We start from the raw sequence: 25,174 nt of genomic DNA on the forward strand, positions 1-25,174 counted from the left end.
CGATTGTGATTCCCTAAACGCTCAATCTGCGCTAGAATAAAAGAAAAAGGCACGAGGCACATGAGCAGAATTCTTTTCGTACTCTTCGGGGTGCTGCTTTTGGCATCCTGTGGGGGTGGTTCCAAACAGCCGCCCAGCAAGCTGAATGACGCGTGCAGCATTGCGCGCGAACGGCCCGAATTCATGAAGGCCTTCAAAAGCACCGAACGGAAATGGGGCGTACCGGTCCACGTTCAGATGGCGACGATCTATCAGGAAAGCCGCTATAAACACGACGCACGCACGCCGCACCAATACGTTCTGGGTGTGATCCCGATGGGCCGCCAAAGCAGCGCCTACGGCTTTAGCCAGGCACTGGACGGCACTTGGGAGCAATACCAGAAAGAAACCGGCAAACGCCGCGCCAAGCGGGATCGTATCCGCGATGCGTCGGATTTCATCGGCTGGTACATGAACAAAAGCTATGAACGGAACGGCATTCACCCCAGTGATACGCGCAACCAGTACCTCGCTTATCACGAGGGTCACACCGGCTACGCCCGTGGCAGTCACTACAGCAAGACCTGGCTGTTGAACGTCGCCAATGACGTTGACGCGCGCGCCAAGCTGTATCAGGCGCAACTGTCCGGTTGCCGCTACTGACAGGTCAGCGGGTCAGCGATTGCCTGACCCGCTTCTGTTTGATTTCCTAAACAGGTCCCGGTTCAGATTCTTGCCCGTGTCCAGCTGCCCCAGCAACACAGTTGTCTGGGTGCCCGCATTGTCGTGAATCACCCATTTGCGCAGTTCGACCGGGTTATCGGTGAACATCAACTCAATCCGGCCGGACTCAGGATTTTTCGGGTCCTGTGCGGTGACGACCGTCGCGGTGCCGTCGAAATCATGAGCCACGACCATATTCGCCTGCCCCAGATTCACATTGCGCGCCAACACCAGTGACAGCGGTGTCCGTTTCAACGGATACTGCTCGGCCGGTTGGTTTGACTTGGGATCAAAGATCTGCACCGTGCCTGCATTGGCCAGCACAACTGCGCTGCTGGGCGGATCATACTCGAACCGCATCTTCCCGGGCCGCTGCATCCACAGCTTGCCGGTGCTCAGCGAGCCGTCGTCGTTGACCTGAGTAAATGTCGTCTGAACGGTTTTCAGACCGTTCAGATAGTTGGAGATCTGCGACAGCGGCAGTTTATCGGCCGCCCAGGCGGCAGGTGCGGCCAGGGTCAAGGCAAGGGCAAAAGCAATCTGTTTCATGCGTCCCAGATAAGCCTTCTGCCCTTGTTATTAAATATCCTACTGCTCGGGGACGAGGATTTCCCGCTTACCGACGTGATTTGCCGCCGAAACAACGCCTTCATCCTCCATCTGCTCAACCAGCCGCGCGGCCTTGTTGTAGCCAATGGCGAGTTTCCGCTGGATGTAGGACGTCGAGCATTTGCGATCTTTGATCACAATCGCCACCGCCTGATCGTACAGAGCATCCTCACCGTTGGTGTTGCCACCGGTGTTCAGGCCCAGAACAGCATCGATATTGTCGGCCTTTTCCTCTGCCGGACCATCAACCACGCCGCTCATGTAATCCGGCGGACCGAACTGTTTCAGGTGGTTGACGATTTCCTCGACCTCTTCGTCCGAGACAAACGGTCCATGGCAACGCGTGATCTTCGCACCACCGGCCATATAAAGCATGTCCCCCTGCCCCAGCAGTTGCTCGGCGCCCATCTCACCCAGAATGGTCCGGCTGTCGACTTTCGAGGTGACCTGGAACGAAATCCGGGTCGGGAAGTTTGCCTTGATCGTACCGGTGATCACATCGACCGAGGGGCGCTGCGTCGCCATGATCAGGTGAATACCCGAGGCCCGCGCCATCTGCGCCAGACGCTGGATGCAGGCTTCGATCTCTTTCCCCGCAACCATCATCAGGTCGGCCATCTCATCGACGATGACAACGATATAGGGCATCGCTTCGGGCGCGAATTCTTCGGTTTCGAACACCGGTTCGCCGGTTTCATCGTCAAACCCGGTCTGGACCGTACGGCTGAACATCTCGCCCTTGTCCAAAGCATCCTTCACACGGCCGTTGTAGCCTGCGATGTTACGGACGCCCATTTTGGACATTTTGCGATAGCGATCCTCCATCTCGCCCACGACCCATTTCAGGGCCACAACTGCCTTTTTCGGGTCAGTCACAACGGGGGACAGCAGGTGCGGAATGCCGTCATAGACGGACAGTTCCAGCATCTTGGGGTCGATCATGATCAGGCGGCATTCATCCGGTGTCAGCTTATACAGCAGCGACAGGATCATCGTATTGATCGCAACCGACTTACCCGAACCGGTGGTCCCCGCGATCAGCAGGTGGGGCATTTTCGCAAGGTTCGCCACAACAGACTCACCGCCGATATCCTTGCCCAGCGCCAGCGGCAGCGCGTGGTTACCATCACCGAAATCGCGGCTGGCGAGAATTTCACGCAGCACAACCATTTCACGGTTTTCGTTGGGCAGTTCGATACCAATCACGGACCGTCCGGGCAGGGTCGAAACCCGCGCCGACAGGGCCGACATCGAGCGCGCGATGTCATCCGCCAGACCGATCACACGGCTGGCTTTCAGGCCCGGAGCCGGTTCGAGTTCGTACATGGTGACAACAGGGCCGGGGCGAACGCTAACGATCTCACCCTTGACGCCATAGTCATCCAGCACGTTTTCCAGCATCCGTGCGTTTTCCTCTAGTGCTTCATCGCTGAGGTGATGGCGCTGAATGCTTGCCGGATTCGACAACAGGCCCAAGGGCGGCAGTTCGAAATCGGAATGGCGTTCTTCGAACGACAACGCAGGCTGTGCTTCGGCCTGAGCCCGGCGCGAGGGCAGCGGGGCGCGACGCACGGGTTGGGCCACCACCGGCTTGCGCGGCTCGGCCACAGGGATTTTCATCGCCGGGCGCGACTGCGGTTCGGGTTCTGGCATCGGTGCATCCTCGAACACGGCCTCATCTTCGAAATCCGGCTCGGGCGCAAAATCCTCGTGCAGCGGTTCCTGCTGCCATTCGGGCGCAGGCTCTGCCGTCAGCATCGGTTCCGGCGGCAGACCAGCCAAAGTCATCGGCGGTTCGGGCGGCAATTCTTCCCCACCTCTTGCATTCAGGATCAACGGGTCCGGTCCACGGCCACGCCCCTTGGTCAGCGGCAGGTTTGGATCATGCTCGGGTGCCATCTCGCCCGCAGCGACCTTGCGGTTGCGTACGGCAGCGGAAATCTTGGACCGGATGCGGTCCTCGCCCGGCATCTCATCAAAGCCCGCGACGGGTTCGGGATCGACCAGCTCGGGTTCGGGCATCGGATCGGGGCGGCGGATCAGGCTGGGCATCCGCGCCAGCAGGCCGGTTTTTACGGGTTCGGGTTCGTCGAATTCCGGTTCTTCAAAAATCGGCTCCTCAAAGGCGATTTCATCATCAAAAACGGCATCAGCACGGGCGGTCTTGCGTTCATCCCATTGCGCGCGGCGGTCACGCGCGGCCTGCGCGGTGGCAGCAGCGCCACGGCCCAAAAGGTTCATCAGCATATCGTAGGACATCACCAGCCCCAACAGGAAACCGCGGAACCCCTTGTGCACATCGGCCTTAGTGAAACCAAGTACAAAGACACCCAGCGCTAGCATTCCGGCGGCCATCGCCAGCGACATCAGCTTGACCATGAAATGTGAAGAGGTCGGCAGCAGCGTTAGCAACGCCCCCATCACGGTATCACCGAACAACCCACCCAAACCAAAACTGTGGGTCGTGCGCCAAGCCTCACCCGGCACCAGCGTTGCCGCGTAAACCGAGACAATTGCAATCCAGATCGGGGCAAAGATCAGACGGGCAACTGCGCGTTCTTCGCCGAAATGCCCGGCAAAGCGCACACCCCAGCCGATCAGCACCAACGCGATGCTCCAACTGCCCCAGCCAACGATCATGAACAAAGGGGCTGCAATCGAGGCTCCGATCCGTCCCAGCCAGTTCTGCACCGGCGCGTCGGTCGAGACCATCCAGTTCGGATCATCTGGCGTATAGGACCAGATCATGGCGGCCGAGGCCAGCCCCAGCAGGATCAGGGCGATCCCGATCAGTTCCTTGCTGCGCCGCTCGATGGCGGCTTGCGTCGTGCTGTCCAACAATGGATCGCGGTTGCGCGCGTTCAATGATGCCATTTTGCCCTCGTACCTCACGAATAGATGCAGTCGCGGAGCTTGATCAGCCCGCGCTTCATCTCTGTTTTTGGGGCCACCATCGCGACCCGGATAAATTGCTCGCCCGGGTTTTGCCCCGGATCACCTTGAGAAAGATATGCGCCCGGTAGCACCCGAACTCCGGTTTGCTTCCAGACCTTCAATGCAGTTTCTTCGCCGTTTTCGACCGGCAGCCACAGGAAAAACCCGGCCTCGGGCGGCATATAGCCCTGCTGGCCCGCGAACACTTCATCAGCTATTGCGTATTTTTCCTGATAGAGCACGCGGTTCTCGGCCACGTGTTCTTCATCCGCCCAGACCCGCGCCGCAGCGGCCTGCAACGGCAGCGGCAGCGGCGCGCCTGCATAGCTGCGCAACTGTTTGACCCGCTTGATGGTTTCAGGGCCACCAGCAATCAGGCCGGACCGCAGGCCAGCCAGATTCGACCGTTTCGATAGCGAGTTGAACAGCGTCACCCGCTCAGGGTCAGCACCCAGTTCCTGCGCCACGGTCAGCGCGCCCGTGGGGGCCTCATCGCGATATATCTCTGAATAACATTCGTCAGCGAAGATGCGGAAATCGTATTTCTCGGCCAATTGGATCAATTCGACCCAATAATCGTGCGAGGCCACCGCCCCCTGCGGGTTGGCGGGCGAACAAATATAGGCCGCGACGGTGCGGTTCAGGACATCTTTGGGCAGGCCTGCATAGTCCGGCAGATGGCCGGTTGCCGCCGTAGCGGGCACAAAAACCGGTTCAGCCCGGACTGAAATCGAGGCGACCATATAGACCTGATAGAACGGGTTCGGGCACAAGATGATCGGTTTCTGGCCATTTTTTTCCTCGGGGCACAGCGCCATGGCGGCGTTGTACAACCCCTCGCGCGTGCCATTCAGGGCCATCACGTTTGTGTCGGGGTCCATCTGCACGCCATAGCGACGCGCAATCCAATCGGTGATCGCGCACCGCAACTCCGGCGAGCCTTCATTTGGGGGATAACCCTGAAACCCGGCTGCGTTCTCGGTGATCACATCGGTCACCCAAGCCGGAAAGTCATGCATCGGCGCGCCGATGGTCATGTGAATCACATCTCCGCCCGGTTGGTGGTGGTCCAACAGGGTGCGCAGACGCGGGAATGCGTATTCCGGTAGGTTCGAAAACCGCTCGGGGAAATTCATAACTGTTGCCTCAATACCGGGATCATTTTCGCCCCGTTTTTTTGGCAGATTACAGGTCACACCCCGCTTCGTCCAGACAAAGAGGTGCCGAATCAGGGGATTGTGGCATTCAAGCCAAAGCGGCCTCGGCGGCTGATCCGAGCCGTAACAGAGCCTCTTCCGACCCCGGATAGCCCATCATCATCAGCCCGCAGCCGGGTGTTGGCGTAGGCAAGGTCAGCGCAGCCAGCCCCATCAGGTTGCCAATCCGCGTGTTACGCAGGGCCAGCAGGTTTTCGGTGACATAATAATCGTGGTCGCTCATCAGCCGATCCAGATTCGGCGGCAGGATTGGAGCGGTCGGGGCCAGAACCGCGTCAAACCCTGCGGTGGCTGCGTCCCACGCGGCGCGGCTGGCTTTCAGCTTGGACCACGCAGCGATATAGTCGGGGCCAGAGGCGTTCTTGCCCGCACGGAAGCGTTCCAGAATCTCGGGGTACATCGCGTCCGGGTTGGCCTCGATCACATCACGCCACAGCCCGTAGGCTTCGGTTGTATAGAGGATCCCAGACAGGCCCATCGCATCGTTCAACTCAGGCACATCAAGCGGCACAATCTCAGCCCCCGCATCCCGCAGACGGTCCAGAGCGTCGTCATATGCCTTGCGCGGGGCGTCCCGCAGATCATCCTTGGCGACGTTTTGAAGATCGGCAAAGCGACGACCTTTCAGGCTGGCACCGCGTAGGTCGGCTGGTGCGTTGCCTTCCAGCAAAGCAAGCAGATGGGCCGCATCCTCGACCGACCTGGCCAGTGGACCGGCGGTGTCGAAACGCAGGCACAAGGGCACCACCCCTTCCAGACTGACCCGCCCGGCAGTTGTTTTCAGCCCGACCAGATTGTTCCACGCTGCCGGGATGCGCACCGACCCCCCCGTATCAGAGCCGATCCCACCGGCCGCCAAACCCCAGGCTACTGACGCTGCAGCCCCCGAAGAGGAACCGCCGGACACTGCCGCTTCATCAGCGATGCAAGGTGGGGTTCCGGTGATCGGGTTCAGGCCAAGGCCGGAAAAGGCCAGCTCGCTCATGTGGGTTTTGCCCAGACAAACCGCCCCCATCGCGGTGGCGTTGCGCAGGACAACCGCGTCTGCTTCGGGCACGCGGCCTTTCAACAGGGCCGAACCGGCCTCGGTCGCGGTTCCGGCACTGTCGAACAGGTCTTTCCAGCTGATCGGCACACCGTCCAGCAGAGACAGGCGCAAACCAAGCCTGGCACGCTCTTGCGCGGCCTTGGCCTCGGCACGGGCGCGTTCGTGGGTCACGCGGGCGTAGATCCGGTCGCGGTGCGCGTGGGCATCGATGGCTGAAAGGTAGACCTCGGTCAGCTCAACGGGGTCGATCCGCCCCATGCCGATGCCCCGGCCCAGATCACACGCCGTCATGGTCAGCCAATCCTGCATCCCCGCCCCCTTTGGAAAATCGCGTTCATCGGACGGTAGCGACAGGACCGCACATGGACAATCCCGAAAGGCCGCGCATATTGCGGGGCATGGAACAGAAGACCGATATCCTGATCGTGGGCGGCGGCCTGAATGGCCCGGCCCTGGCCCTGGCTCTGGCGCAGACTGGGCATTCCGTCACCGTGATTGACGCTTTGGCCGAGACCGTGCGAAAGAACGCGGCCTTTGACGGGCGCGCCTATGCGCTGGCGCTGGCGTCGCAACGCCTTCTGGACGCGATCGGTGTATGGGAGCGGGTTGCCGAGCACGCCCAGCCAATGTTGGAGATCAAGGTCACCGACGGGCATGCGGGTGCAGGACCGTCGCCGTTCTTCATGCATTTCGACCATGCCGAAATCGAAGAAGGCCCGATGGGCTATATGGTCGAAGATCGCCACCTGCGCCGCGCCTTTCTGGACGCATTGGCTGAGGAAAAGGGTATCACCCAGATCAATGGCCGGACCGTCGTCGCGCAAGAGGCTGACGCAACCGGTGTAACCCTGACGCTGGACGATGGCAGCACCGTCACCGGTGGTCTATTGGTCGGCTGCGACGGCCGCCGCAGCGGCACCGCCGCGCGCGCTGGCATCAAGCGCACAGGCTGGGATTACGGGCAGACCGCTCTGGTCTGCGCCATTGAACATGACCTGCCCCATCATGGCATCGCGCATCAGTTCTTCATGCCGCCCGGCCCGCTGGCGATCCTGCCGCTGACCGGCAATCGCAGTTCGATCGTCTGGAGCGAGAGGACCGAGGCAGCGCTGCGCATCAACGCCCTGCCCGAGGCCGAGTATCTGCAGGTACTGCGCCCCCGGTTCGGGGATTTTCTGGGCGACATCCGCCTGCAAGGCGACCGGTTCACCTATCCGCTGAGCTTGACCATCGCCAACTCCTTTATCGGCGACCGTATGGCTCTGGTCGGAGACGCCGCGCACGGAATGCACCCCATCGCCGGGCAAGGTCTGAACGCGGGTCTGCGCGACGTGGGCGCGCTGGCCGAGGTGCTGACGTTGGCCGGAAGGCGGGGCGAAGACATCGGCTCGGTTCTGGTGCTGGAGCGCTATCAGGAGTGGCGCCGCTTTGACACCGCCGCGCTGGCGATGGCGACAGATGTGTTCAACAAGCTGTTTTCCAACGACAACCCGCTGCTGCGAATGGGGCGTGATATCGGGATGGGAATCGTCGGTTCTCTGCCCGGATTGCGCCGCGGATTCGTGCGCGAGGCCGCCGGGCTGACCGGAGACCTGCCGAAGCTACTGCAAGGCCGCTCAATCTAATCGAGCGTACGCGCCTCGTCGACCAACATCACCGGGATACCGTTGCGGATCGGAAAGGCCAGACCTGCGGCCTTGGACACCAACTCCTGCTTTTCGGCGTCATAGTGCAGCGTGGTATGGGTCTGCGGACAGATCAGCGCCTCAAGCATGTGACGGTCGAAGGCGTGTTCAGAGTCGGTCATTGCAGTTTTTCCTCATTCGTTCCGCCGCGCATGGCGAATTCTATCAGTGTCACCAAGGTCTCGCGCCGGGTGCGCAGGCAGGGGGCCTCAAGCAGCGCCTGTTTCTCTTCGGGGTCGAAATCCAGCAGCATCGACAGCGAGTTGACCAGCAGTTCATCATCGGCGTCTTTCAACGTATCCCAGTCAGTGGACAACTGACGCGACGCAAAGAACCTCTCAAGCAGATGCAAAAAGCGCGATCGGTTAAACCCTTCGTCCAACTCGGCCTTGGTGCCCAGATCCCGGTCAAAGCCGTCCCACGACACCGCGCAGCGCCGATAAGGTGTAAAAGCATCCAGTTCTGACGCGACGCGGAACCGGGAAATGCCTGTCAACGTGATCAGATAACGGCCATCTTCCGTTTCTGAAAACTGTGTCACACGCCCGGCACAACCGATCTGGTGCAACTTGTCTTCGTTGCTTCGACAGGGGTTGGGCTGAACCATTCCAATGAGCCGTTCCCGCGTCTTCAGGGCGTCGTCCAGCATTTGCAGATAGCGCGGCTCGAAAATATGCAGCGGCAAGCGCGAACGGGGCAGCAGCAGCGCCCCGGGCAATGGAAAAACGGATACCGTTTCCGGCAGATCAGCGGGATGCATCATGTACCCGAGTGTAGCTCTGATCCGGAATTAGGCAAATATCATCGAGCTGAGCTTGCGTCGACCGTTCAGAACAATCGGATCGTTGGGCTTGAGCGCATCGAAAATGGTGAACAGCTGCGTCTTGGCGGCACCGTCATTCCATTCGCGGTCCCGGCGGAACAGTTCCAGCAACTGTGACACAGCCTGTTCCACTTCGCCATTCGCATGCAGCGCCTGTGCCAGATCGAACCGGGCCTGATGGTTGTCGGGCGCTGCCTCGACCGCCGCGGTCAGTTCGGCTACGGGGCCAGCATCAGCAGCCTGCTTGGCCAATTCCAGCTGCGCATGAGCGGCTTCCAATTCGGGCGAAGAGGAAATCTCAGCCGGTGCACCGTTCAGGATCGCCTCGGCCTGATCCAGATCGTCTGCCGCAATATGGGCACGAACCAACCCGCCATAAGCGCCAGCATGGTTGGGGTCTTCCCCCAGAATCGCCGCAAAGGTTTGGGCCGCATCACTGGCCGCACCTTCAGCCAGCATCTCTTCGGCGGCGGCAACGGCGTCATCCAGTTGCCCACCGGGGCTTTCACCGCCCGCGGCCTCAATCACGCGGTCAACAAATGCTTTGATTTCGGATCCCGGCTGCGCGCCCTGAAACCCGTCAACAGGCTGGCCCTTGAAGAAGGCGTAGACGGTCGGGATCGACTGAATGCGCAATTGCGCGGCGATCATCTGCGCCTCGTCCACGTTGATCTTGACCATCTTCACCGCGCCTTTGGCGGCGGTCACGGCTTCTTCCAGCAACGGGCCCAGCGTCTTGCAAGGGCCGCACCAGGGCGCCCAAAAATCGACAATGACCGGAATTTCCTGCGACGTTTCGACCACATCGGCCATGAACGTGGCCTCGGTTCCGTCCTTGATCAGATCGGTGGTATCGGGGGCACCTGCGGCGTTCAGAAGGTCCATGGCATTCACTCTCCGGTTCGAACTCGCGCCCTATATGCAACCGCTTGTTGCAGAAACCAAGGGCAGAGTTGCGCAATTACAGATCGAAACTGGCAAAAACGGGGGCGTGGTCGCTGGGTTTCTCCCAACCGCGCGCGTCGCGCAGGATGCGGCTGGAATGACCCGCGTTGGAAATATCGGGCGTGGCCCAGACGTGATCCAGCCGCCGCCCCTTATCCGCCGCGTCCCAATCGCGCGCCCGATAGGACCACCAGCTATAGAGCTGCCCTTCGGGGATATCCTGCCGCGTGATATCCACCCAACCGCCCGCATCCTGCGTTTCGGCCAACTGTTCAACCTCGATCGGCGTGTGCGATACGACCTTGAGTAGCTGTTTGTGCGACCAGACGTCATCCTCACGCGGAGCAATGTTCAGGTCGCCCACCAGAATGGATTTCTCGGGCCTTTCCGCATGGAACCAGTCGCGCATGTCGGTGAGGTAGTCGAGCTTTTGCCCGAACTTCTCGTTCTTTTCCCGATCCGGGATGTCACCGCCCGCGGGGACATAGAAGTTGTGGATGGTGACACCGTTTTCCAGCCGCCCGGCGATGTGGCGGGCATGGCCGAGACCTGCGAAATCCTTGTCGCCGACCTCTTCCATCGGCAGGCGCGACAGGATGGCAACGCCGTTATATCCCTTCTGACCCCGCGCAACCATGTGGGTATAGCCCAGTTCGGCGAACCCTTCGGTCGGGATCTTCTCGACCGGCGACTTGCACTCCTGCAGACACAGAACATCCGGAGCTTCTTCCTGCAACAATTTCAGCACGATGGGCTCGCGCAGGCGGACAGAGTTGATGTTCCAAGTAGCTAGGGTAAAGGGCATGGGCAAGGCTTTCCTAAGTCGCGTCGCACGCACCCTAGCGCGCAGACGAACTTCGCGCCATCGGAAAGCGTAATTGTCGTTTCCCGTCACGGATTCGACAGACTTCAGTCAAAATTTTCCGATAATTCCCCATTTAACTTTCTGTAATTTTGGGACAAAAAACAGAAAGTTACTTTGCATTATATTGCATTAGCGAGGCCTGATCATGCCAATCTGGTACGGTTATCAAAACACAATCTTCGGCACTCAAAGTACAGTTAACGGGGCATCCCATAACTACGACCTCGCTCCAGCAAACGGCAGTTCCTGGAGCTGGAACGGAACGACGACAAATTTCGCAGTGCGCGAAAATGAGGGTGCTGTAAATTTCAACGGTGATCCGACCAATGAACAGGTTTCTGCACAGGAACAGATCGGAGCGCAATGGGAACAGGTCACCGAATTGGACGGCACTTTCCAACAAGTGATCTGGGATTACACGTTTGAGGTTTTTGCACCGGACGGGACCGCTTACCGAATAGCAGTCATCGATGTTGACCTAAACAACGATAACGATTTGAACGATAGCGTCGGCGGACAGGATGAAGACGGCTTTTATCTCGTTTTTCCTGATGGCGTTCCTCCTGCAGGGGTCGACTATACAGTCGGCAATATCATCGAGAATGACAATGGCGCGCTTCACGATAGCTTGGGCGCTCAGGTTGTCTGCTATGCGGCTGGCACGCTGATCCAAACGCCCATTGGTGATCGCCCCATCGAAGACCTGCGACCCGGCGATCTGGTCAACACGGCCGATCACGGCCCACAACCCATCTTGTGGGCAGGATCGTCGAGAAAGGCGGCCTTGGGAAAGTTGGCTCCGATCGTCATAAAGACCGGCGCATTGGGAAATGCCCGGGACCTGGTCGTGTCACCTCAGCACCGGATGCTGGTCCAGGACTGGAGACTGCAACTTTATTTCGACACAGATACCTCTTTGGTCAGAGCAATGGATCTGGTTGATGACGATCAAATCTACCGGCGCATCGGCGGTTTCGTCACCTATCATCACTTCCTGCTGGAGCAGCACGAGATTGTTTTTGCCGAGGGCATCCCGAGCGAAAGCCTAATGCCCGGTAGTTGCGCCATGGAGTCATTGGAGACCACAGCGCAGGCCGAGATTATAGAGGCTCTGGTTGCCGTTGGACGCACAATAGAGAGTTACGGCCCTCCGGCACGTCGCATTCTGCGCAGCTTTGAGACTGCACTGTTGTCTCATCCAAAATCGTCGGCGCCTCGGGCAATCTGCGGTCCAGAAGAAAGCTACGCCGTGACAGAGGGCTAACAATTAGCAGTTCGCGTGCACCAGCAGGCGAACCAGCGCGAAAGCACAAAATAACAAAAAAAGCCGGGCCAAAGGCCCGGCAGTCCAACAGGGAGGTGCATGTCATAACCCGGACATGCGCGGGTTGGGAGAAATCTAATTACACATCCAGAGTATCACTTTGATCCACGTCAATCCACAACGAGTTAAGAGACCAGTCGATATCCACCCGATTCTGTGACCAAAAGGCGTGCATTGGACGGATCGGGCTCGATCTTCTGGCGCAGACGATAGATGTGCGTTTCCAGCGTGTGGGTGGTGACCCCGGCGTTGTAGCCCCAGACCTCGTGCAGCAGCACGTCGCGGGCAACCACGCCATCGGTCGAGCGGTACAGGAACTTGAGAATATTGGTTTCTTTCTCGGTCAGGCGGATTTTGCGATCGTCTTCGGTGATCAGCATCTTCATCGCAGGCTTGAAGGTATACGGTCCCAGAACAAACACCGCATCCTCGGACTGTTCGTGCTGGCGCAGTTGGGCGCGGATACGGGCCAGCAGAACCGGAAACTTGAACGGTTTTGAGACATAGTCATTGGCGCCTGCATCCAGACCCAGAATAGTATCGGCGTCGCTGTCATGGCCGGTCAGCATCAGAATCGGACTTTTGACGCCCTGCTTGCGCATCAGGCGGCACAGCTCTCGCCCATCGGTATCCGGCAGGCCCACGTCCAGAATGACCAGATCGTAAATCGCTTCACGCGCGCGTTCCATCGCGGATGCCCCGTCATGGGCTTCGAACACGTCGAAATCCTCGGTCATCACAAGTTGCTCGCTGAGCGCCTCGCGCAGGTCTTCGTCATCATCCACCAGCAGGATTTTCTTGAGCTGAGCCATGTCCGGTCCTCCTAAGCCTTTTCCACCACTTGCGCGCGGAAGATGCAATCAACAAGGTTTACTGCAATCGTCTCACGCCCTCGTGTCTGACGCGGAGGAAATGTTTCACATTTGCGTTCTATCAGGCTACAGGAAAGCCGGATGGTTACAGGGTAACACAGATGAGTCTTGTCCCGGATATTTCAGAATTGCTGGCGCGGGCCCGCGCGGACCTGCGTATGGGGGTCCCGGTTGCCCTGACCGATGACAGCGGTTTCAGCGTGTTGGCTGTTGCCACTGAAACACTAAGCGCCCAGCGACTTGCGGATCTGCGCGGCCTCGGCGGCGAGCCCGTGGTCGCCGTCACCGTGCGCCGGGCCGAAACGCTGAAGGCACGGGCCTATGACGGCGATCTGGCGCGTGTGATCATTCCGGCGGACGCGGATATTGCCTGGGTTCAGGCCGTGGCCGACCCCTCGGACGATCTGAACGCGCCGATGAAAGGCCCTCTGATGACCGAGCGTCAGGGTCACGCCAATCTGCACCGTATTGCCATCGCCCTGACCAAATCGGCGCGCCTGTTGCCTGCGGCGGTTGTTCTACCCGTCGAGGATGGGCACAGCTTTGCCGCAGCACATGGCCTGACATGCATCGACCACACCCGCGCCGCGCCGCATCTGGCGGATCGCAGCGAGTTGCACGAGGTTGTGGCCGCCCGTCTGCCGATGGAAGTGTCCGAGGCCGGACGGTTGCACGTTTTCCGCCCCGAGGATGGCGGCGAAGAGCATTACGCCGTCGAAATCGGCCGCCCGGATCGGGACAAACCGGTTCTGGCACGGTTGCATTCGGCCTGTTTTACCGGTGACCTGATGGGCAGCCTGAAATGCGATTGTGGACCGCAGTTGCGGGGCGCGTTGGCGCAGATGGGCTCGGAAGGGGCCGGGGTGCTGCTGTATCTTAACCAGGAGGGGCGCGGGATCGGTCTGGCCAACAAGATGCGCGCCTATTTCCTACAGGATCAGGGGTTCGACACGGTCGAGGCCAATCACCGGCTGGGCTTCGAGGATGATGAGCGGGACTTCCGGCTGGGTTCGGATATTCTAAAATCGCTGGGGTTCACCTCTGTCCGGTTGCTTACCAATAATCCCGCCAAAATTGCTATGATGGAGAAAACCGGGATCGCCGTGACCGAGCGTGTTCCGCTGAAAGTCGGTGAAACCGCCCATAACCGCGGCTATCTGGCGACCAAGGCGGCCAAGTCGGGGCACCTGCTTTGACACCCGATGATCTGGTGCTGATCCCACGCGGAGTGCGGTTTGCCGGACGGGTCTTTCCCTGCACCATCGGCAAAGGCGGACTGAGCAATACCAAGTGCGAAGGCGATGGTGCCACGCCAACCGGCGTGCATCATATTGTCGGCATGCTTTACCGACCGGACCGGATTGCGAAACCGTGCGAATGGGCGATTCCCATCGGTCCGCGCGACCTTTGGTCGGATGACGTGCAGGATGGCCACTATAACCATCTGGTCACCGCGCCCTATGCCTTCAGCCATGAAAAGCTGCGGCGCGCCGATCCCCTGTATGATCTGGTGCTGATCACCGACTGGAACTGGCCAAACGCCGTGCCTGGCCACGGATCCGCAATATTCATTCACCAGTGGCGCCGCCCCGGCTATCCGACCGAGGGCTGTGTTGCCTTCCGCCGCGACCACCTGCATTGGATCGCTGGCAAGGTGTCTCTGGGCGCGCGGCTGATTATTCCTGAGGTTTGACACGTTCGCCGAAGATCGCGGAGCCGACGCGCACATGGGTTGCCCCAAGAGCGATGGCTTTTTCGAAATCTCCGCTCATACCCATCGACAGGTCCCGAAGACCATTGCGCTCGGCAATCTTGGCCAGCAGGGCAAAATGCAGCGCGGGCTCTTCGTCGACCGGCGGGATGCACATCAGCCCCTGAACCGGTAGGTCCAGGTCCCGGCATTCCGCAATAAACGTATCAGCGTCGGCAGGCAGGATACCGGCCTTTTGCTCCTCTTCTCCGGTATTGACCTGAATGAACAGGTCCGGGCAGGACCCGACCTCCTGCGCCAGTCGGGCCAGTGTCTTGGCCAGTTTGGGCCGATCGACGGAATGGATGGTGCTGAACAGTTCCATCGCCTGCCGGGCCTTGTTGGTTTGCAGCGGGCCGATCAGATGCAGATCGACATCCGGGAATTGCGCAGTAAAGCCCGGCCATTTGCCAGCGGCCTCTTGCACCCGGTTTTCACCGAAACACCGATGCCCCTGATCCAGAACGGCCTGCACACGCTCATTTGGCTGCACTTTGGAGACTGCGATTAGCTTGACAGATCCGATGGCCCGCCCAGCGGCGGATTCTGCTTTGGCGATGCGGGCAGTGATATCTTGCAGCGACATGGTTTCCTCAATCTGCTTTCAGCGCAGAAAAACACCATGTTGGGGCAAAAGAAAAGGGCAGGTCCGAAGACCTGCCCTAAAACCTTGCGGTTTCAGATCAACTTAGAAGTTGAACTGCGCACCGAAGTCAGCAACCCACTGGTCTTCACCATCGGTGTCGTTGCGGCCAACACCACCGCGCAGCGATGCACCGCCGCCCAGGTCGTAGATGGCACCCAGAGCGATCTGCTGCTTGTCTTCGTCAGCATTGCCGTCACCGTAGGCGAACAGCAGGGTGGTTGCGGCGCCCAAGTTGTAAGCAGCCGACAGACCCCATGCGGTGCCGTTTTTGGCGGCATCGTTCACGTCGTCGTCTGCGACAAACAGGGTACCGTTGAAGTCACCGAATTCTGCACCCAGGGTCAGAACGGTCAGGCTACCACCGGAGGCGCCGTCGTCGTCGTTCTCACCATATGCAACAGCGGCAGTGATGTTGTTGAAGGCGTAGGTCAGGCTAACGTCCCAACGGTCTGCATCTTCCGAAGTCGCTGTGAGTGTGCGGATGGGATCACCATCGTCGTCAACACCAACACCAAGTGTGCGGGTAACTGCTTTTTTCTGGTCATACGACGCGCCGAAGGCGAAGTCACCAACTGCGTACTGGAAGAACACAGCGTTCGAACCGTCGCTGTCGCCCGACTGGTAGCTCAGGAAGCTGTAGTTAACGCCCGAGTACTGACCTGCGAACAGTTCCAGACCGACTTCGTTACCGTAGTAGTTTGCCAGGTTGTCGAACGAACCGGCAACGTTACCGGCGTCAACGCGCAGACCACCATAGATGACCGAGAAGCGTGCCGCGTTCAGGTCAGCATTGTTTGCTTCGCCAGTGGCGGGGTTTTCGTCAGCTTGCAGACGAACACGGCCTTCAAAGCGAACACCACCGTCGGTTTCGGTGAAACCGTCGATGTTCAGACGGAAGCGCGATACCAGGATGGCGTCGTCGCCTTCGGTGGTTGCAGTGACGGTGGTCAGATCAGTACCGTCCGGGTTAACAACCTGCACGGAGGTCGAGAAGCTGCGGTCTTCCTGGTAGCCAATACCAAAACGGCCGTAACCGCTGAAGTTAATTCCGGATTCAGCCGCTGCGACACCTGCGGTCGCGATCAGAGCGGTCGATGCGAAGAGAACTTTTTTCATCTTGTTTCCCTCGGTTTCAAAGTTTTTCTACTCGACACATGCCTCAGCACATGTCTCAGCACGGGAACCGTTTCGCTCTTTTTGCCCCCAACACGCAAGCTTGGCATAAATGAATGGACAGCATTGGCACAAAATTGGTGCAAGGATGCCACAGTTCGTTTTAGGGGCCATACCGGCCCCAAACCCACGCGAATGCGACAATAATAGGGTTGTTGCTGAACCGGTCCTTGTCTAGGAGTAACATCTGACAACGTAGACCCAAGTGAACAGGACCAGTCGACAATGCGCCTGCAGACGATTTTCGGTTTGATCATAGTGACGGCTGCCGTGTCGGCCTGCGGAGAGAATCGGGGGGCGACACCGAATCCGAATGTTGTCGCAACGGGTGGCAACGCCGATGAACAAGAGTTCAACGATCCAAATCGCACGACGATCTGGGATTTGTTCGACAACAAGAATGCCGAGCAGGTCACAAATGTGAATCGCTACCTGTGGGCAGCGTCGCTGGATGTTCTGAATTTCCTGCCTGTGCAGGAGGTCGACCCGTTTACCGGCGTAATCATAACGGGTTACGGCACACCTCCTGGCGGCGGTCGTCAATACCGTGCCACTGTTCACATCAGTGATCCGGCACTCGCGGCACGCTCTTTGTCAGTGTCGCTGCAGACCAGTGGCGGCGCTCCGGTCAGCGCGGCGACGTCCCGCGCGGTCGAAGATGCGATCCTGTCCCGCGCGCGGCAGTTGCGCATCGCGGACAACAAGTTCTAGCAACCCGCCGAAAATCACACTAATACCACGCCGGGTTCCTACCCGGCGTTTTCATTCACGAAGGACCGCACGATGTCTCGCTACTCGGCCAACGAAATCGAAGCAAAATGGCAAGAGGCCTGGGACAAGGCCGGAATCTTCACTGCCGACCGCACGGCGGACAAGCCAAAATATTATGTACTTGAGATGTTCCCCTACCCCTCGGGTCGAATCCATATGGGGCATGTGCGCAACTATACGATGGGCGACGTGATCGCACGGCACAAACTGGCGACCGGGCACAACGTATTGCACCCGATGGGCTGGGATGCGTTCGGGATGCCTGCGGAAAATGCCGCGATGGCCATTGGGGGCCACCCCAAGGACTGGACCTATGGCAACATCGCCGACATGCGCGGACAGATGAAGCCTCTGGGCCTGTCGATCGACTGGTCGCGGGAATTCGCCACCTGCGACCCGGAATACTATGGTCAACAGCAGGCACTGTTTCTGGATATGCTCGAGGCCGGGCTGGTCTACCGCAAGAACGCCGTCGTGAACTGGGACCCGGTCGATATGACCGTTCTGGCCAATGAACAGGTGGAAAACGGCCGTGGCTGGCGCTCGGGCGCGTTGGTTGAGCGGCGCGAACTGACTCAGTGGTTCTTCAAAATCTCAGACTATTCCGAAGAACTGCTCGAGGCGCTGGACACGCTTGAGAACTGGCCCGCCAAAGTACGCCTGATGCAGGAAAACTGGATCGGCAAGTCGCGAGGCCTGCAATTCGGCTTTGAACGCACCGATGGCGGAGAGCCGATCACCGTCTATACGACTCGCCCTGACACGCTGCTGGGTGCATCCTTTGTTGGCATCTCGCCAGATCATCCGATTGCGAAACAGCTCGAGGCTGAAAACGCCGAGGTTGCTGAATTTGTTGCGGAATGCCGCAAGGGTGGCACCACTGAAGAGGCTATCGAGACTGCTGAAAAGCTGGGCTATGACACCGGAATCCGCGTCAAACACCCGTTGGACCCGAATTGGGAACTGCCGGTCTGGATCGCGAACTTTATCCTGATGGATTACGGCACCGGTGCGATCTTTGCCTGCCCGGCGCATGACCAGCGCGACCTGGATTTCTGCCGCAAATACGGCCTGCCCGTGGTTGATACGTTCTTTGCGCTGGATGACGATACTCCGGTCGACAAGATTGCGTTCGTTCCCCCGAAGACCGAGAAAGTCCGCTGGGTGAACCATTTCGCAGGCCTGACCGAAGCCACGGGCGATGAGGCGATCAACGCCACAGTTGATTTCGCGGAAAAGGCTGGTTGGGGCGAGGGTGTCACCAAATACCGTCTGCGCGATTGGGGCCTGTCCCGCCAGCGCTATTGGGGTTGTCCGATTCCCGTTGTGCATTGCGAGAAATGCGGCACGGTGCCCGAGAAGAAAGAGAATCTGCCGATTGAGCTGCCGTATGATGACGGCAACAGCAAACCCATCGACTTCTCGATCCCCGGCAACCCGCTGGACCGCCACCCCAATTGGCGGGATACACCCTGCCCATCCTGCGGCGCGCCAGCCAAGCGTGAAACCGACACGATGGACACGTTCGTCGATTCGTCCTGGTATTACGCCCGTTTCACCGCTCCGCGTGCTAAAACGCCCACCGATTTGGCCGAGGCCGAATACTGGATGAATGTCGATCAATATATCGGCGGCATTGAACACGCGATTCTGCACCTGCTCTATTCCCGCTTCTTCGCGCGGGCGATGCAAATTACCGGCCATCTGCCGAAAAAGGCCATCGAACCGTTCAATGCACTGTTCACCCAGGGCATGGTCACGCACGAAATCTACCAGACCCGCGACGAGAACGGTCGCCCGGTCTATCACCTGCCCGAGGATGTAGCCGACGGCAAACTGGCTGATGGCACCGAGGTTGAGATCATCCCCTCGGCCAAGATGTCCAAGTCGAAGAAAAACGTGGTGGACCCGGTCAGCATCATCTCGGCCTTCGGCGCGGATACCGCGCGTTGGTTCGTGCTGTCCGATTCGCCGCCCGAGCGTGATGTGGAATGGACCGCCTCGGGTGCCGAGGCCGCGTTCAAACATCTCAGCCGTGTGCACCGGATCGCGTCGGAAATTGCCGCATCCGATGAACCGGCCAATGCCGAAGACGAAACCCTGCTGCGCGAAATGCACAAGGCGATCCATGATGTGTCCGGCGGCGTCGAATCATTCGGCTTCAATGCCTCGATCGCCAAGTTGTACGCCTTTACCAACACGCTGGCCAAATCGAAGGCTGGTAGCGACGCCAAGCGTCAGGCCGCCAAAACGCTGGCACAACTGATGTCGCCGATGACGCCGCACCTGTCCGAGGAGCTTTGGCAGTTGCTGGGTGGCGAAGGTCTGGTTGCTACCGCTCCGTGGCCCCTCGCGGACGAGGCGATGCTGATCGACGACACTGTCACTCTGCCGATCCAGATCAATGGCAAACGCCGCGCGGAAATCAGCGTTCCAAAAGATATGGACAAGACGCAGGTTGAAAAAATCGCACTCAGCACCGAAGCTGTGCAAAAGGCGCTGGATGGCAATGCGCCTAAGAAGGTGATTGTTGTGCCAGGCCGGATCGTGAATGTCGTTGTTTGATCGCAGAACCCTGTTGCTGATGCCACTTGCGCTGGCCGCCTGTGGCTTTGAACCGGTCTACGCACCCGGCGGTTCGGGTGCGGCCCTGAATGGTCAGGTCGCTGTATCTGCGCCGAATTCGGTCGATAGCTACATGCTGGTCCAGAATCTGGAACAGCGGCTGGGGCGTAGCGCAACGTCGGGCAGCGAATACAAGCTGGATGTGAGTGTCAGAACGGTTTTACGCTCGGCGGCGATCACCACATCGAACGAAACCAATCGCTATACCATCGAGGGCAGCGCGAATTATGCGCTCAGATCGAATTCGACCGGGCAGACCATTGCCTCTGGTACAGTCAACAATTTCGTTGGCTATTCGGCCAGCGGATCGACCGTCTCAACATTGGCAGATGAGCGCAATGCGAAAGAACGGTTGATGGTTATTCTGTCGGATCAAATCATTGCTGAGCTTTACACTGCGCCAGGTCTTGGCACATGAAGCTTAGCCCGCGTGAGGCTGAGGGGTATTTTGCCCGACCAGACGCCGACAAGGCCGGGCTGCTGATATACGGCTCGGATGCGATGCGCGTGGCGCTGAAACGTCAGCAGGTTCTGGCCGCACTGCTGGGTGCCAACGCCGAAGAAGAAATGCGCCTGACCCGTATGCCCGGTGCGGATTTGCGCAGCGACCCGGCCCTGCTGCTGGACGCGGTCAAGGCGGTGGGGTTCTTTCCTGGTCCGCGCGCCGTTTTTGTCGAAGACACTACCGACGTCGCCGCCCCCGCGATCCTTGCCGCGTTTGAGGATTGGGCCCCGGGCGATGCCCAGATCGTCGTGACCGCCGGGCAGTTGAAACCCAGCTCGAAAATCCGCAAAGCGTTTGAGGCTCATCCGGCGGCCTATGCGATCGGTATCTACGACGATCCTCCGTCACGTGGTGAGATCGAACGGATTTTGACCGAGGCCGGTTTGTCTAACATCCCCCGCGATTCGATGTCGGCGCTTGCGGAGCTGGCCACCGGGATCAGCCCGGGCGACTTCGCACAGACCATTGAGAAACTGTCTCTATACAAACGTGGCGACAACTCGGAACTGACCATCGAGGATATCGAAGCCTGTGCCCCCCGCTCGACCGAAGCGGCGCTGGACGACGTTCTAAACGTGGTCGCCGAGGGCCGCGCGGGCGAGATCGGTCCGCTGATCCGGCGCCTGCAATCGCAAGGCACCAATGCGGTCAGCCTGTGCATCGGCGCGACCCGGCATTTTCGGACTCTGTACGCCTGCGCCTCTGACCCGGGCGGCGCGGCGCAGGGCATTGGCAAGCTGCGACCGCCGGTTTACGGCAAACGCCGCGACCGAATTCTGCGGCAGGCGCAGGGCTGGGGCGCGCCGAAACTGCAAACAGCGCTGACCGTCCTTACCGATACGGACCTGTCGCTGCGGTCGGCGGGGCAGACCGCCCCCGCCATGGCGCTGGTCGAACGCGCCATGATCCGTCTGGCAATGTTGGCTCGGTCACGCTGAACGGGTCACCCACTTTGCGGCAGAGCGCCCGGCCCATATTCCGGTCGCCATGCAGGCGGTCAGCAGATAACCACCGGTCGGGGCTTCCCAATCCAGCATCTCTCCGGCGCAGAACACGCCAGGCATTGCGGTCAGCATCAGCCCATCATCCAAAGCGGATTGCCTGACACCGCCTGCGGTCGAAATGGCTTCGTCCATCGGGCATAGCCCCGTGTGGCGGATCGGGAGGCGTTTTAGCACGTCGCCCCACTGTGCTTGCGGCAACGATCCCGCCTTGGCCATCTCGTGAAACAGCGCAACCTTCTGGGGTGGCAGATGGAGTGACTTTTTCAACCATTGAGACAGCGTGGTCTTGGACTTCTTTGAAGACAGGCGCACCCTTAATGCCTCGTCGCTCAGATCAGGTACCAGATCAACAAAGAGAGGCACTTCTTCGCGCAGGGCCGGGGTCAGAGAGTACAGCCCACCTCCTTCGAGACCTTTTGCCGATATCGTGGCCTCGCCACGGCTTTCCAAATTTCCAGCCATCCAGCGCACCGATTTCAAGGCCGCACCGAAATGAGGCTGCATGTGGCGGCTCCAATCAACGGACAGGGCAGAGTTTGCCGGGGCAAATGGGGCAAGGTCCACACCCTTTGCCTGCAAGGTTTGTGCCCAATGACCGTCAGATCCCAGTCGCGCCCAACTGGCTCCGCCCAGCGCAAGAACGGTGACGCCAGGCGTGATGTTTTTCTGGCCATCCGCAGTCTCGAACAACAGCGCATCGCCGTCCCAACCCTGCCAACGCCAGCGCGTGTTGATCTGCACACCAGCGCCTTCCAGTCGCCTCAGCCACGCCCGCAACAAAGGCGACGCTTTCATCACCGTGGGAAACACCCGCCCTGTCGAACCGGTGAACACCTCCTGTCCCAGTTCTCGCGCCCAATCCTGCACGTCGGCGGCATCGAACCCGGCAAGCATCGGGCACAGCCAGTCCGAGGCTTCACCATAGGCCTGCAACAGGGTCTCGAACGGTTCGTCCTTGGTCAGGTTCAGACCCGACTTACCGGCCATCAGGAGTTTGCGCGCGACCGACGGCTTGGCCTCGGCCACCAGCACGTCATGGCCGGCGGTGGCCAGTTCCTCTGCCGCCATCAGACCTGCGGGTCCGGCCCCGATTACCACTGCCTGCGCCATTGCTGTCCTCTTGCCTTCCGCGCCATCTAGCGCAAATTGGTCCCTGCCATGTCGAACAGCGAACCGATCTGCCCGCTTTGTGACCGCCCCATCCCGGATGGGGACGGCAGCCTGCACCATCTGATCCCAAAACTAAAAGGGGGCAAGGGCGGACCCACGGTATTGCTGCACGTCATCTGCCACAAAGAGGTCCACGCCACCCTGACCGAGGCTGAACTGGCCCGCGATTTCAACACGGTCAACGCCCTGCGCGCCCACCCGCGGTTGGAGAAATTCCTGAACTGGGTTCGCAAACGCCCGCCCGGTTTTCGCTCGAGAGTGCCGGGCAAACGGCGTGGGCGGTGATCAGCCGGGCCGCACCGGATCGCCAAATGCATCGCGGAGAGATGCTGTCAGCCCCTGAACCTCCAACCCGCGATAATCCGGAGCCGGAGCAAACTGCGCGCCCGCAAGATGCTGAAACTCCAGCGTGGTATAGGGGCGTTTCCACAACCATTCGCGGTTTTCGACTGACCAGAGGTCCGGGTTCGGCGGCACCTCATCGGTGAAGGCATAGAAATGCAGGTCAAAGCCGTAAGGATCCACCTCCTGCACCGATAACAGGCGCATTCCCTGCGCGCGGCAGAACGCATCCTCGGCGGCAATATCCCCGGTGCGCAAAGTGACCTGTCCAATACAGGCGTTGGCGAAAGGCGCAGCCGGATCGGCGACGTTTGCGGGGCGGTTACCCTTGAAATCATGTTGCAGCAGCTCGATCACAAACCCTTCTGGGTCCTTCAGATGGCACATGTACCCGATGTCGAGGAACTGTTTCGGGTCCGTGACCTCAACCCCATTTTGGCGCAGATATGCAGCGGCCAAATCAACATCCGGCACTGTGATCCCAATTTTCCAGTATCTCTGGCCACTGTCTTGGGTGTAACCGCCGCCACCTGGCATCAGCAGCAGGTCCGCGTCCTGACCACCATAGCCAACACGCCGATTCGCCCCCTGCGCCCGCCCGGTCATGCCGAGAGTATCCGCGTAAAACGCACTCAGCCGCTCTGGGTCGGCTACTCGCAGCAGCAGAGCGGATAGCCTCATTGACACATCCTTGCGATACCCGCAGCAATTTCCGGGTTTGCGGCCAGACTATCCGCCACCAGTTCATGCGCGGTTGGCATCAGCCTGTCAGGATCAACCACACGATCAACCAAACCAAAGGCATAGGCCTCATCGGTCGTGATCTTCTGCCCGCCCATAAGGATCATCTTGGTGCGTGCCGATCCGATCAGCGCCGCCATGCGCACCGGGTCCGAGGGTTGCGGCAAAAAACCCAACTTCATCACAGGGTAAAAGAACTTGGCCTGCGGTACCGCGATCCGAATGTCACAGGCCAGCACCATCCCGTTGGCCCCGCCCGCCAGCGTTCCGTTCAGAGCGGCAACCGTCAGGCACGGCAGCGCGGCGATGGCGCCCGAAAGCTTCTCCCACACATCCGATGTCGCCAGTCCGGCGCGCACCTCATCCAGATCGGCCCCGGCGCTGAACACCTTACCCTTACCGGTCAGGATCAAAGCGCGGGCCTCGGTCGCCGCCTCGGCGATCTCGGCCAGTTCTGTCAGCATCGCTTCGGTCAAGGCATTGGCCTTTTGCGGATTATTGAGCGTGACGGTCCACAATCCGTCTTCCTTGGTCAGTTCGATCACCTCAGCCCAACCCTTTGCCGGATATCCTCACGCCGCAGCGAGATTTCAGTGCCCAGAAACTCATCCGCATCCGCCGAGCACATCCAAAGCAGTGCTCGCGCAGGCCAGTCGGCGGGGATGTGATCGCTCCAGTCCAGTTGGCTGACAGCATTGATACCACTGGCCTTGATAACGCGCTGCATATCCGTTGCCACGGTTCCCGGCGACAGCCCCATGGCGCGGATACCATGGATCGACTCCTCAAGATGCAGGCATTCGGTCAGCATCTTGGCCCCCGCCTTTGATGCGCAATAGTGGCTCCACGCCTCAATCGGGTTGGACGCCGCCCCCGAAGATACCGTGATCACTGTGCCACCACCTGCGGCGCGCATAACGGGCAAGGCCGCGCGCATCCCGTAGAAAACGCCTTTGAGGTTAACATCGATCGCCGCGCTCCAGGCGGAGACATCGGCGTTGGACAGATGAAAGATCGGATCAATGACACCAGCATTACCGATCAGCACATCCAACCTGCCGAACTGGTCAACGCAATTCGCAACGGCCTGCTCGACCTGTCCGAAATCGCTGACATCACATTGCAGCGCGATGGCGTTCTCGCCGAGCGCCTCAGCCAGCGCATCAATCTGATCACGATTGCGAGCGACCAACGCGACATTGGCACCGGCTGCGGCAAATACGCGCCCCGCCTCGGCCCCGATACCGCGGCTGGCGCCAGTTATAAGTACGGTTTTTCCCTGCATATAGACGCTGTACCTCTGTTGTTTTGAGATTGTGTGAATCTCTACCGCGCCAATGGGGAAAGGGTCCAGCCCTTGCCCCTTGACGCCCGGGCCCACAGGCACGACGATGCGCGCAAAATTGATCAAGAAGGGTTCTCA

The 25,174-nt window shown here is 59.7% G+C and carries 25 protein-coding genes; 10 read left to right on the plus strand and 15 right to left on the minus strand.

What is annotated here, in order from left to right; genetic code table 11:
• Positions 1 to 60 precede the first annotated feature (60 nt).
• Positions 61 to 642 (plus strand): transglycosylase SLT domain-containing protein, encoded by a 582-nt coding sequence (locus tag GOW98_RS02525; protein WP_170329493.1) that lies wholly within the window; start codon positions 61 to 63, stop codon positions 640 to 642.
• Between the two features lie 12 nt (positions 643 to 654).
• Here GOW98_RS02525 and GOW98_RS02530 read toward each other — a convergent pair whose 3' ends face one another.
• From GOW98_RS02530 to GOW98_RS02545, 4 genes are all read right to left on the minus strand, one after another.
• On the minus strand, positions 655 to 1,251 hold the full coding sequence (locus GOW98_RS02530) for a LolA family protein (RefSeq protein WP_170329494.1): 597 nt from the start codon (positions 1,249 to 1,251) through the stop codon (positions 655 to 657).
• A gap of 39 nt (positions 1,252 to 1,290) precedes the next feature.
• A complete protein-coding gene (locus GOW98_RS02535) occupies positions 1,291 to 4,185 on the minus strand; it encodes a DNA translocase FtsK (RefSeq protein WP_170329495.1) in 2,895 nt (964 codons plus the stop codon).
• Between the two features lie 14 nt (positions 4,186 to 4,199).
• Positions 4,200 to 5,381 (minus strand): aminotransferase class I/II-fold pyridoxal phosphate-dependent enzyme, encoded by a 1,182-nt coding sequence (locus tag GOW98_RS02540; protein ID WP_170329496.1) that lies wholly within the window; start codon positions 5,379 to 5,381, stop codon positions 4,200 to 4,202.
• A 109-nt stretch (positions 5,382 to 5,490) separates the two neighbouring features.
• Positions 5,491 to 6,819, minus strand: coding sequence for an amidase (locus GOW98_RS02545; protein ID WP_170329497.1), 1,329 nt, complete (start codon positions 6,817 to 6,819; stop codon positions 5,491 to 5,493).
• An 89-nt stretch (positions 6,820 to 6,908) separates the two neighbouring features.
• Between GOW98_RS02545 and GOW98_RS02550 the strand changes: the two genes are divergently transcribed.
• Complete coding sequence (locus GOW98_RS02550) at positions 6,909 to 8,135, plus strand: FAD-dependent monooxygenase (RefSeq protein ID WP_170329498.1); 1,227 nt, start codon at positions 6,909 to 6,911, stop codon at positions 8,133 to 8,135.
• Here GOW98_RS02550 and GOW98_RS02555 read toward each other — a convergent pair.
• From GOW98_RS02555 to GOW98_RS02570, 4 genes are all read right to left on the minus strand, one after another.
• The gene (locus GOW98_RS02555; RefSeq protein ID WP_170329499.1) at positions 8,132 to 8,317 is read right to left on the minus strand and encodes a Trm112 family protein; all 186 of its coding nucleotides are present in this window, start codon (positions 8,315 to 8,317) and stop codon (positions 8,132 to 8,134) included. The two genes, GOW98_RS02550 and GOW98_RS02555, sit on opposite strands and share 4 nt — an antisense overlap.
• Positions 8,314 to 8,958 carry an LON peptidase substrate-binding domain-containing protein gene (locus tag GOW98_RS02560; protein ID WP_170329500.1) on the minus strand — a complete coding sequence of 215 codons (645 nt, stop codon included), beginning with the start codon at positions 8,956 to 8,958 and terminating at the stop codon, positions 8,314 to 8,316. Before GOW98_RS02560 ends, GOW98_RS02555 begins: the two co-directional genes overlap by 4 nt.
• A 27-nt stretch (positions 8,959 to 8,985) precedes the next feature.
• Positions 8,986 to 9,903 carry a thioredoxin gene (trxA, locus tag GOW98_RS02565; protein ID WP_170329501.1) on the minus strand — a complete coding sequence of 306 codons (918 nt, stop codon included), beginning with the start codon at positions 9,901 to 9,903 and terminating at the stop codon, positions 8,986 to 8,988.
• Between the two features lie 76 nt (positions 9,904 to 9,979).
• Positions 9,980 to 10,768, minus strand: coding sequence for an exodeoxyribonuclease III (locus GOW98_RS02570; RefSeq protein WP_170329502.1), 789 nt, complete (start codon positions 10,766 to 10,768; stop codon positions 9,980 to 9,982).
• Positions 10,769 to 11,108: 340 nt separating this feature from the next.
• Here GOW98_RS02570 and GOW98_RS02575 point away from each other — a divergent pair, with 340 nt between their 5' ends.
• A complete protein-coding gene (locus GOW98_RS02575) occupies positions 11,109 to 12,092 on the plus strand; it encodes a Hint domain-containing protein (protein WP_170329503.1) in 984 nt (327 codons plus the stop codon).
• A gap of 185 nt (positions 12,093 to 12,277) precedes the next feature.
• Here the strand turns inward: GOW98_RS02575 and GOW98_RS02580 are convergent, their stop codons facing one another.
• Positions 12,278 to 12,964 carry a response regulator transcription factor gene (locus GOW98_RS02580; protein WP_170328103.1) on the minus strand — a complete coding sequence of 229 codons (687 nt, stop codon included), beginning with the start codon at positions 12,962 to 12,964 and terminating at the stop codon, positions 12,278 to 12,280.
• Between the two features lie 161 nt (positions 12,965 to 13,125).
• Between GOW98_RS02580 and ribA the strand changes: the two genes are divergently transcribed.
• Together ribA and GOW98_RS02590 are read left to right on the plus strand one after the other, a co-directional pair.
• Positions 13,126 to 14,220, plus strand: a complete 1,095-nt coding sequence (gene ribA / locus GOW98_RS02585) for a GTP cyclohydrolase II (RefSeq protein ID WP_170329504.1) — start codon at positions 13,126 to 13,128, stop codon at positions 14,218 to 14,220.
• Positions 14,217 to 14,717 carry a L,D-transpeptidase family protein gene (locus GOW98_RS02590; protein ID WP_170329505.1) on the plus strand — a complete coding sequence of 167 codons (501 nt, stop codon included), beginning with the start codon at positions 14,217 to 14,219 and terminating at the stop codon, positions 14,715 to 14,717. The genes ribA and GOW98_RS02590 overlap by 4 nt, the downstream gene beginning before the upstream one ends.
• On the opposite strand, the gene GOW98_RS02595 is transcribed toward GOW98_RS02590, so the two are convergent.
• Positions 14,701 to 15,360, minus strand: a complete 660-nt coding sequence (locus tag GOW98_RS02595) for a YggS family pyridoxal phosphate-dependent enzyme (RefSeq protein ID WP_170329506.1) — start codon at positions 15,358 to 15,360, stop codon at positions 14,701 to 14,703. The two genes, GOW98_RS02590 and GOW98_RS02595, sit on opposite strands and share 17 nt — an antisense overlap.
• Before the next feature lie 102 nt (positions 15,361 to 15,462).
• A complete protein-coding gene (locus GOW98_RS02600; protein WP_170329507.1) occupies positions 15,463 to 16,536 on the minus strand; it encodes a porin in 1,074 nt (357 codons plus the stop codon).
• Between the two features lie 282 nt (positions 16,537 to 16,818).
• Here GOW98_RS02600 and GOW98_RS02605 point away from each other — a divergent pair, with 282 nt between their 5' ends.
• The 4 genes from GOW98_RS02605 to holA all read left to right on the plus strand — a co-directional run bounded on the left by GOW98_RS02605 (position 16,819) and on the right by holA (position 21,432).
• Positions 16,819 to 17,304 (plus strand): DUF3576 domain-containing protein, encoded by a 486-nt coding sequence (locus tag GOW98_RS02605; RefSeq protein WP_170329508.1) that lies wholly within the window; start codon positions 16,819 to 16,821, stop codon positions 17,302 to 17,304.
• 72 nt (positions 17,305 to 17,376) lie between these two features.
• A complete protein-coding gene (leuS, locus tag GOW98_RS02610; protein WP_170329509.1) occupies positions 17,377 to 19,929 on the plus strand; it encodes a leucine--tRNA ligase in 2,553 nt (850 codons plus the stop codon).
• Positions 19,916 to 20,407 carry an LPS assembly lipoprotein LptE gene (gene lptE / locus GOW98_RS02615; RefSeq protein ID WP_170329510.1) on the plus strand — a complete coding sequence of 164 codons (492 nt, stop codon included), beginning with the start codon at positions 19,916 to 19,918 and terminating at the stop codon, positions 20,405 to 20,407. Before leuS ends, lptE begins: the two co-directional genes overlap by 14 nt.
• The gene (gene holA / locus GOW98_RS02620) at positions 20,404 to 21,432 is read left to right on the plus strand and encodes a DNA polymerase III subunit delta (RefSeq protein ID WP_170329511.1); all 1,029 of its coding nucleotides are present in this window, start codon (positions 20,404 to 20,406) and stop codon (positions 21,430 to 21,432) included. The genes lptE and holA overlap by 4 nt, the downstream gene beginning before the upstream one ends.
• Here the strand turns inward: holA and GOW98_RS02625 are convergent.
• Complete coding sequence (locus GOW98_RS02625; protein ID WP_170329512.1) at positions 21,424 to 22,608, minus strand: TIGR03862 family flavoprotein; 1,185 nt, start codon at positions 22,606 to 22,608, stop codon at positions 21,424 to 21,426. The two genes, holA and GOW98_RS02625, sit on opposite strands and share 9 nt — an antisense overlap.
• Positions 22,609 to 22,656: 48 nt before the next feature.
• Here GOW98_RS02625 and GOW98_RS02630 point away from each other — a divergent pair, with 48 nt between their 5' ends.
• Positions 22,657 to 22,953 (plus strand): HNH endonuclease, encoded by a 297-nt coding sequence (locus GOW98_RS02630; RefSeq protein ID WP_170329513.1) that lies wholly within the window; start codon positions 22,657 to 22,659, stop codon positions 22,951 to 22,953.
• Here the strand turns inward: GOW98_RS02630 and GOW98_RS02635 are convergent, their stop codons facing one another.
• Genes GOW98_RS02635 through GOW98_RS02645 form a run of 3 tightly spaced genes read right to left on the minus strand, consistent with a single transcriptional unit; the run spans position 22,954 to position 25,036 of the window.
• Positions 22,954 to 23,691: a VOC family protein gene (locus GOW98_RS02635; protein ID WP_170329514.1), complete on the minus strand. Its 738-nt coding sequence runs from the start codon at positions 23,689 to 23,691 to the stop codon at positions 22,954 to 22,956.
• Positions 23,688 to 24,296, minus strand: a complete 609-nt coding sequence (locus GOW98_RS02640; protein WP_170329515.1) for an enoyl-CoA hydratase/isomerase family protein — start codon at positions 24,294 to 24,296, stop codon at positions 23,688 to 23,690. The genes GOW98_RS02635 and GOW98_RS02640 overlap by 4 nt, the downstream gene beginning before the upstream one ends.
• The gene (locus GOW98_RS02645) at positions 24,293 to 25,036 is read right to left on the minus strand and encodes an SDR family oxidoreductase (protein ID WP_170329847.1); all 744 of its coding nucleotides are present in this window, start codon (positions 25,034 to 25,036) and stop codon (positions 24,293 to 24,295) included. Before GOW98_RS02645 ends, GOW98_RS02640 begins: the two co-directional genes overlap by 4 nt.
• Between the last annotated feature and the right edge of the window lie 138 nt (positions 25,037 to 25,174).

Source organism: Ruegeria arenilitoris (assembly GCF_013032445.1).
GTDB classification, from domain to species: domain Bacteria; phylum Pseudomonadota; class Alphaproteobacteria; order Rhodobacterales; family Rhodobacteraceae; genus Ruegeria; species Ruegeria arenilitoris_F.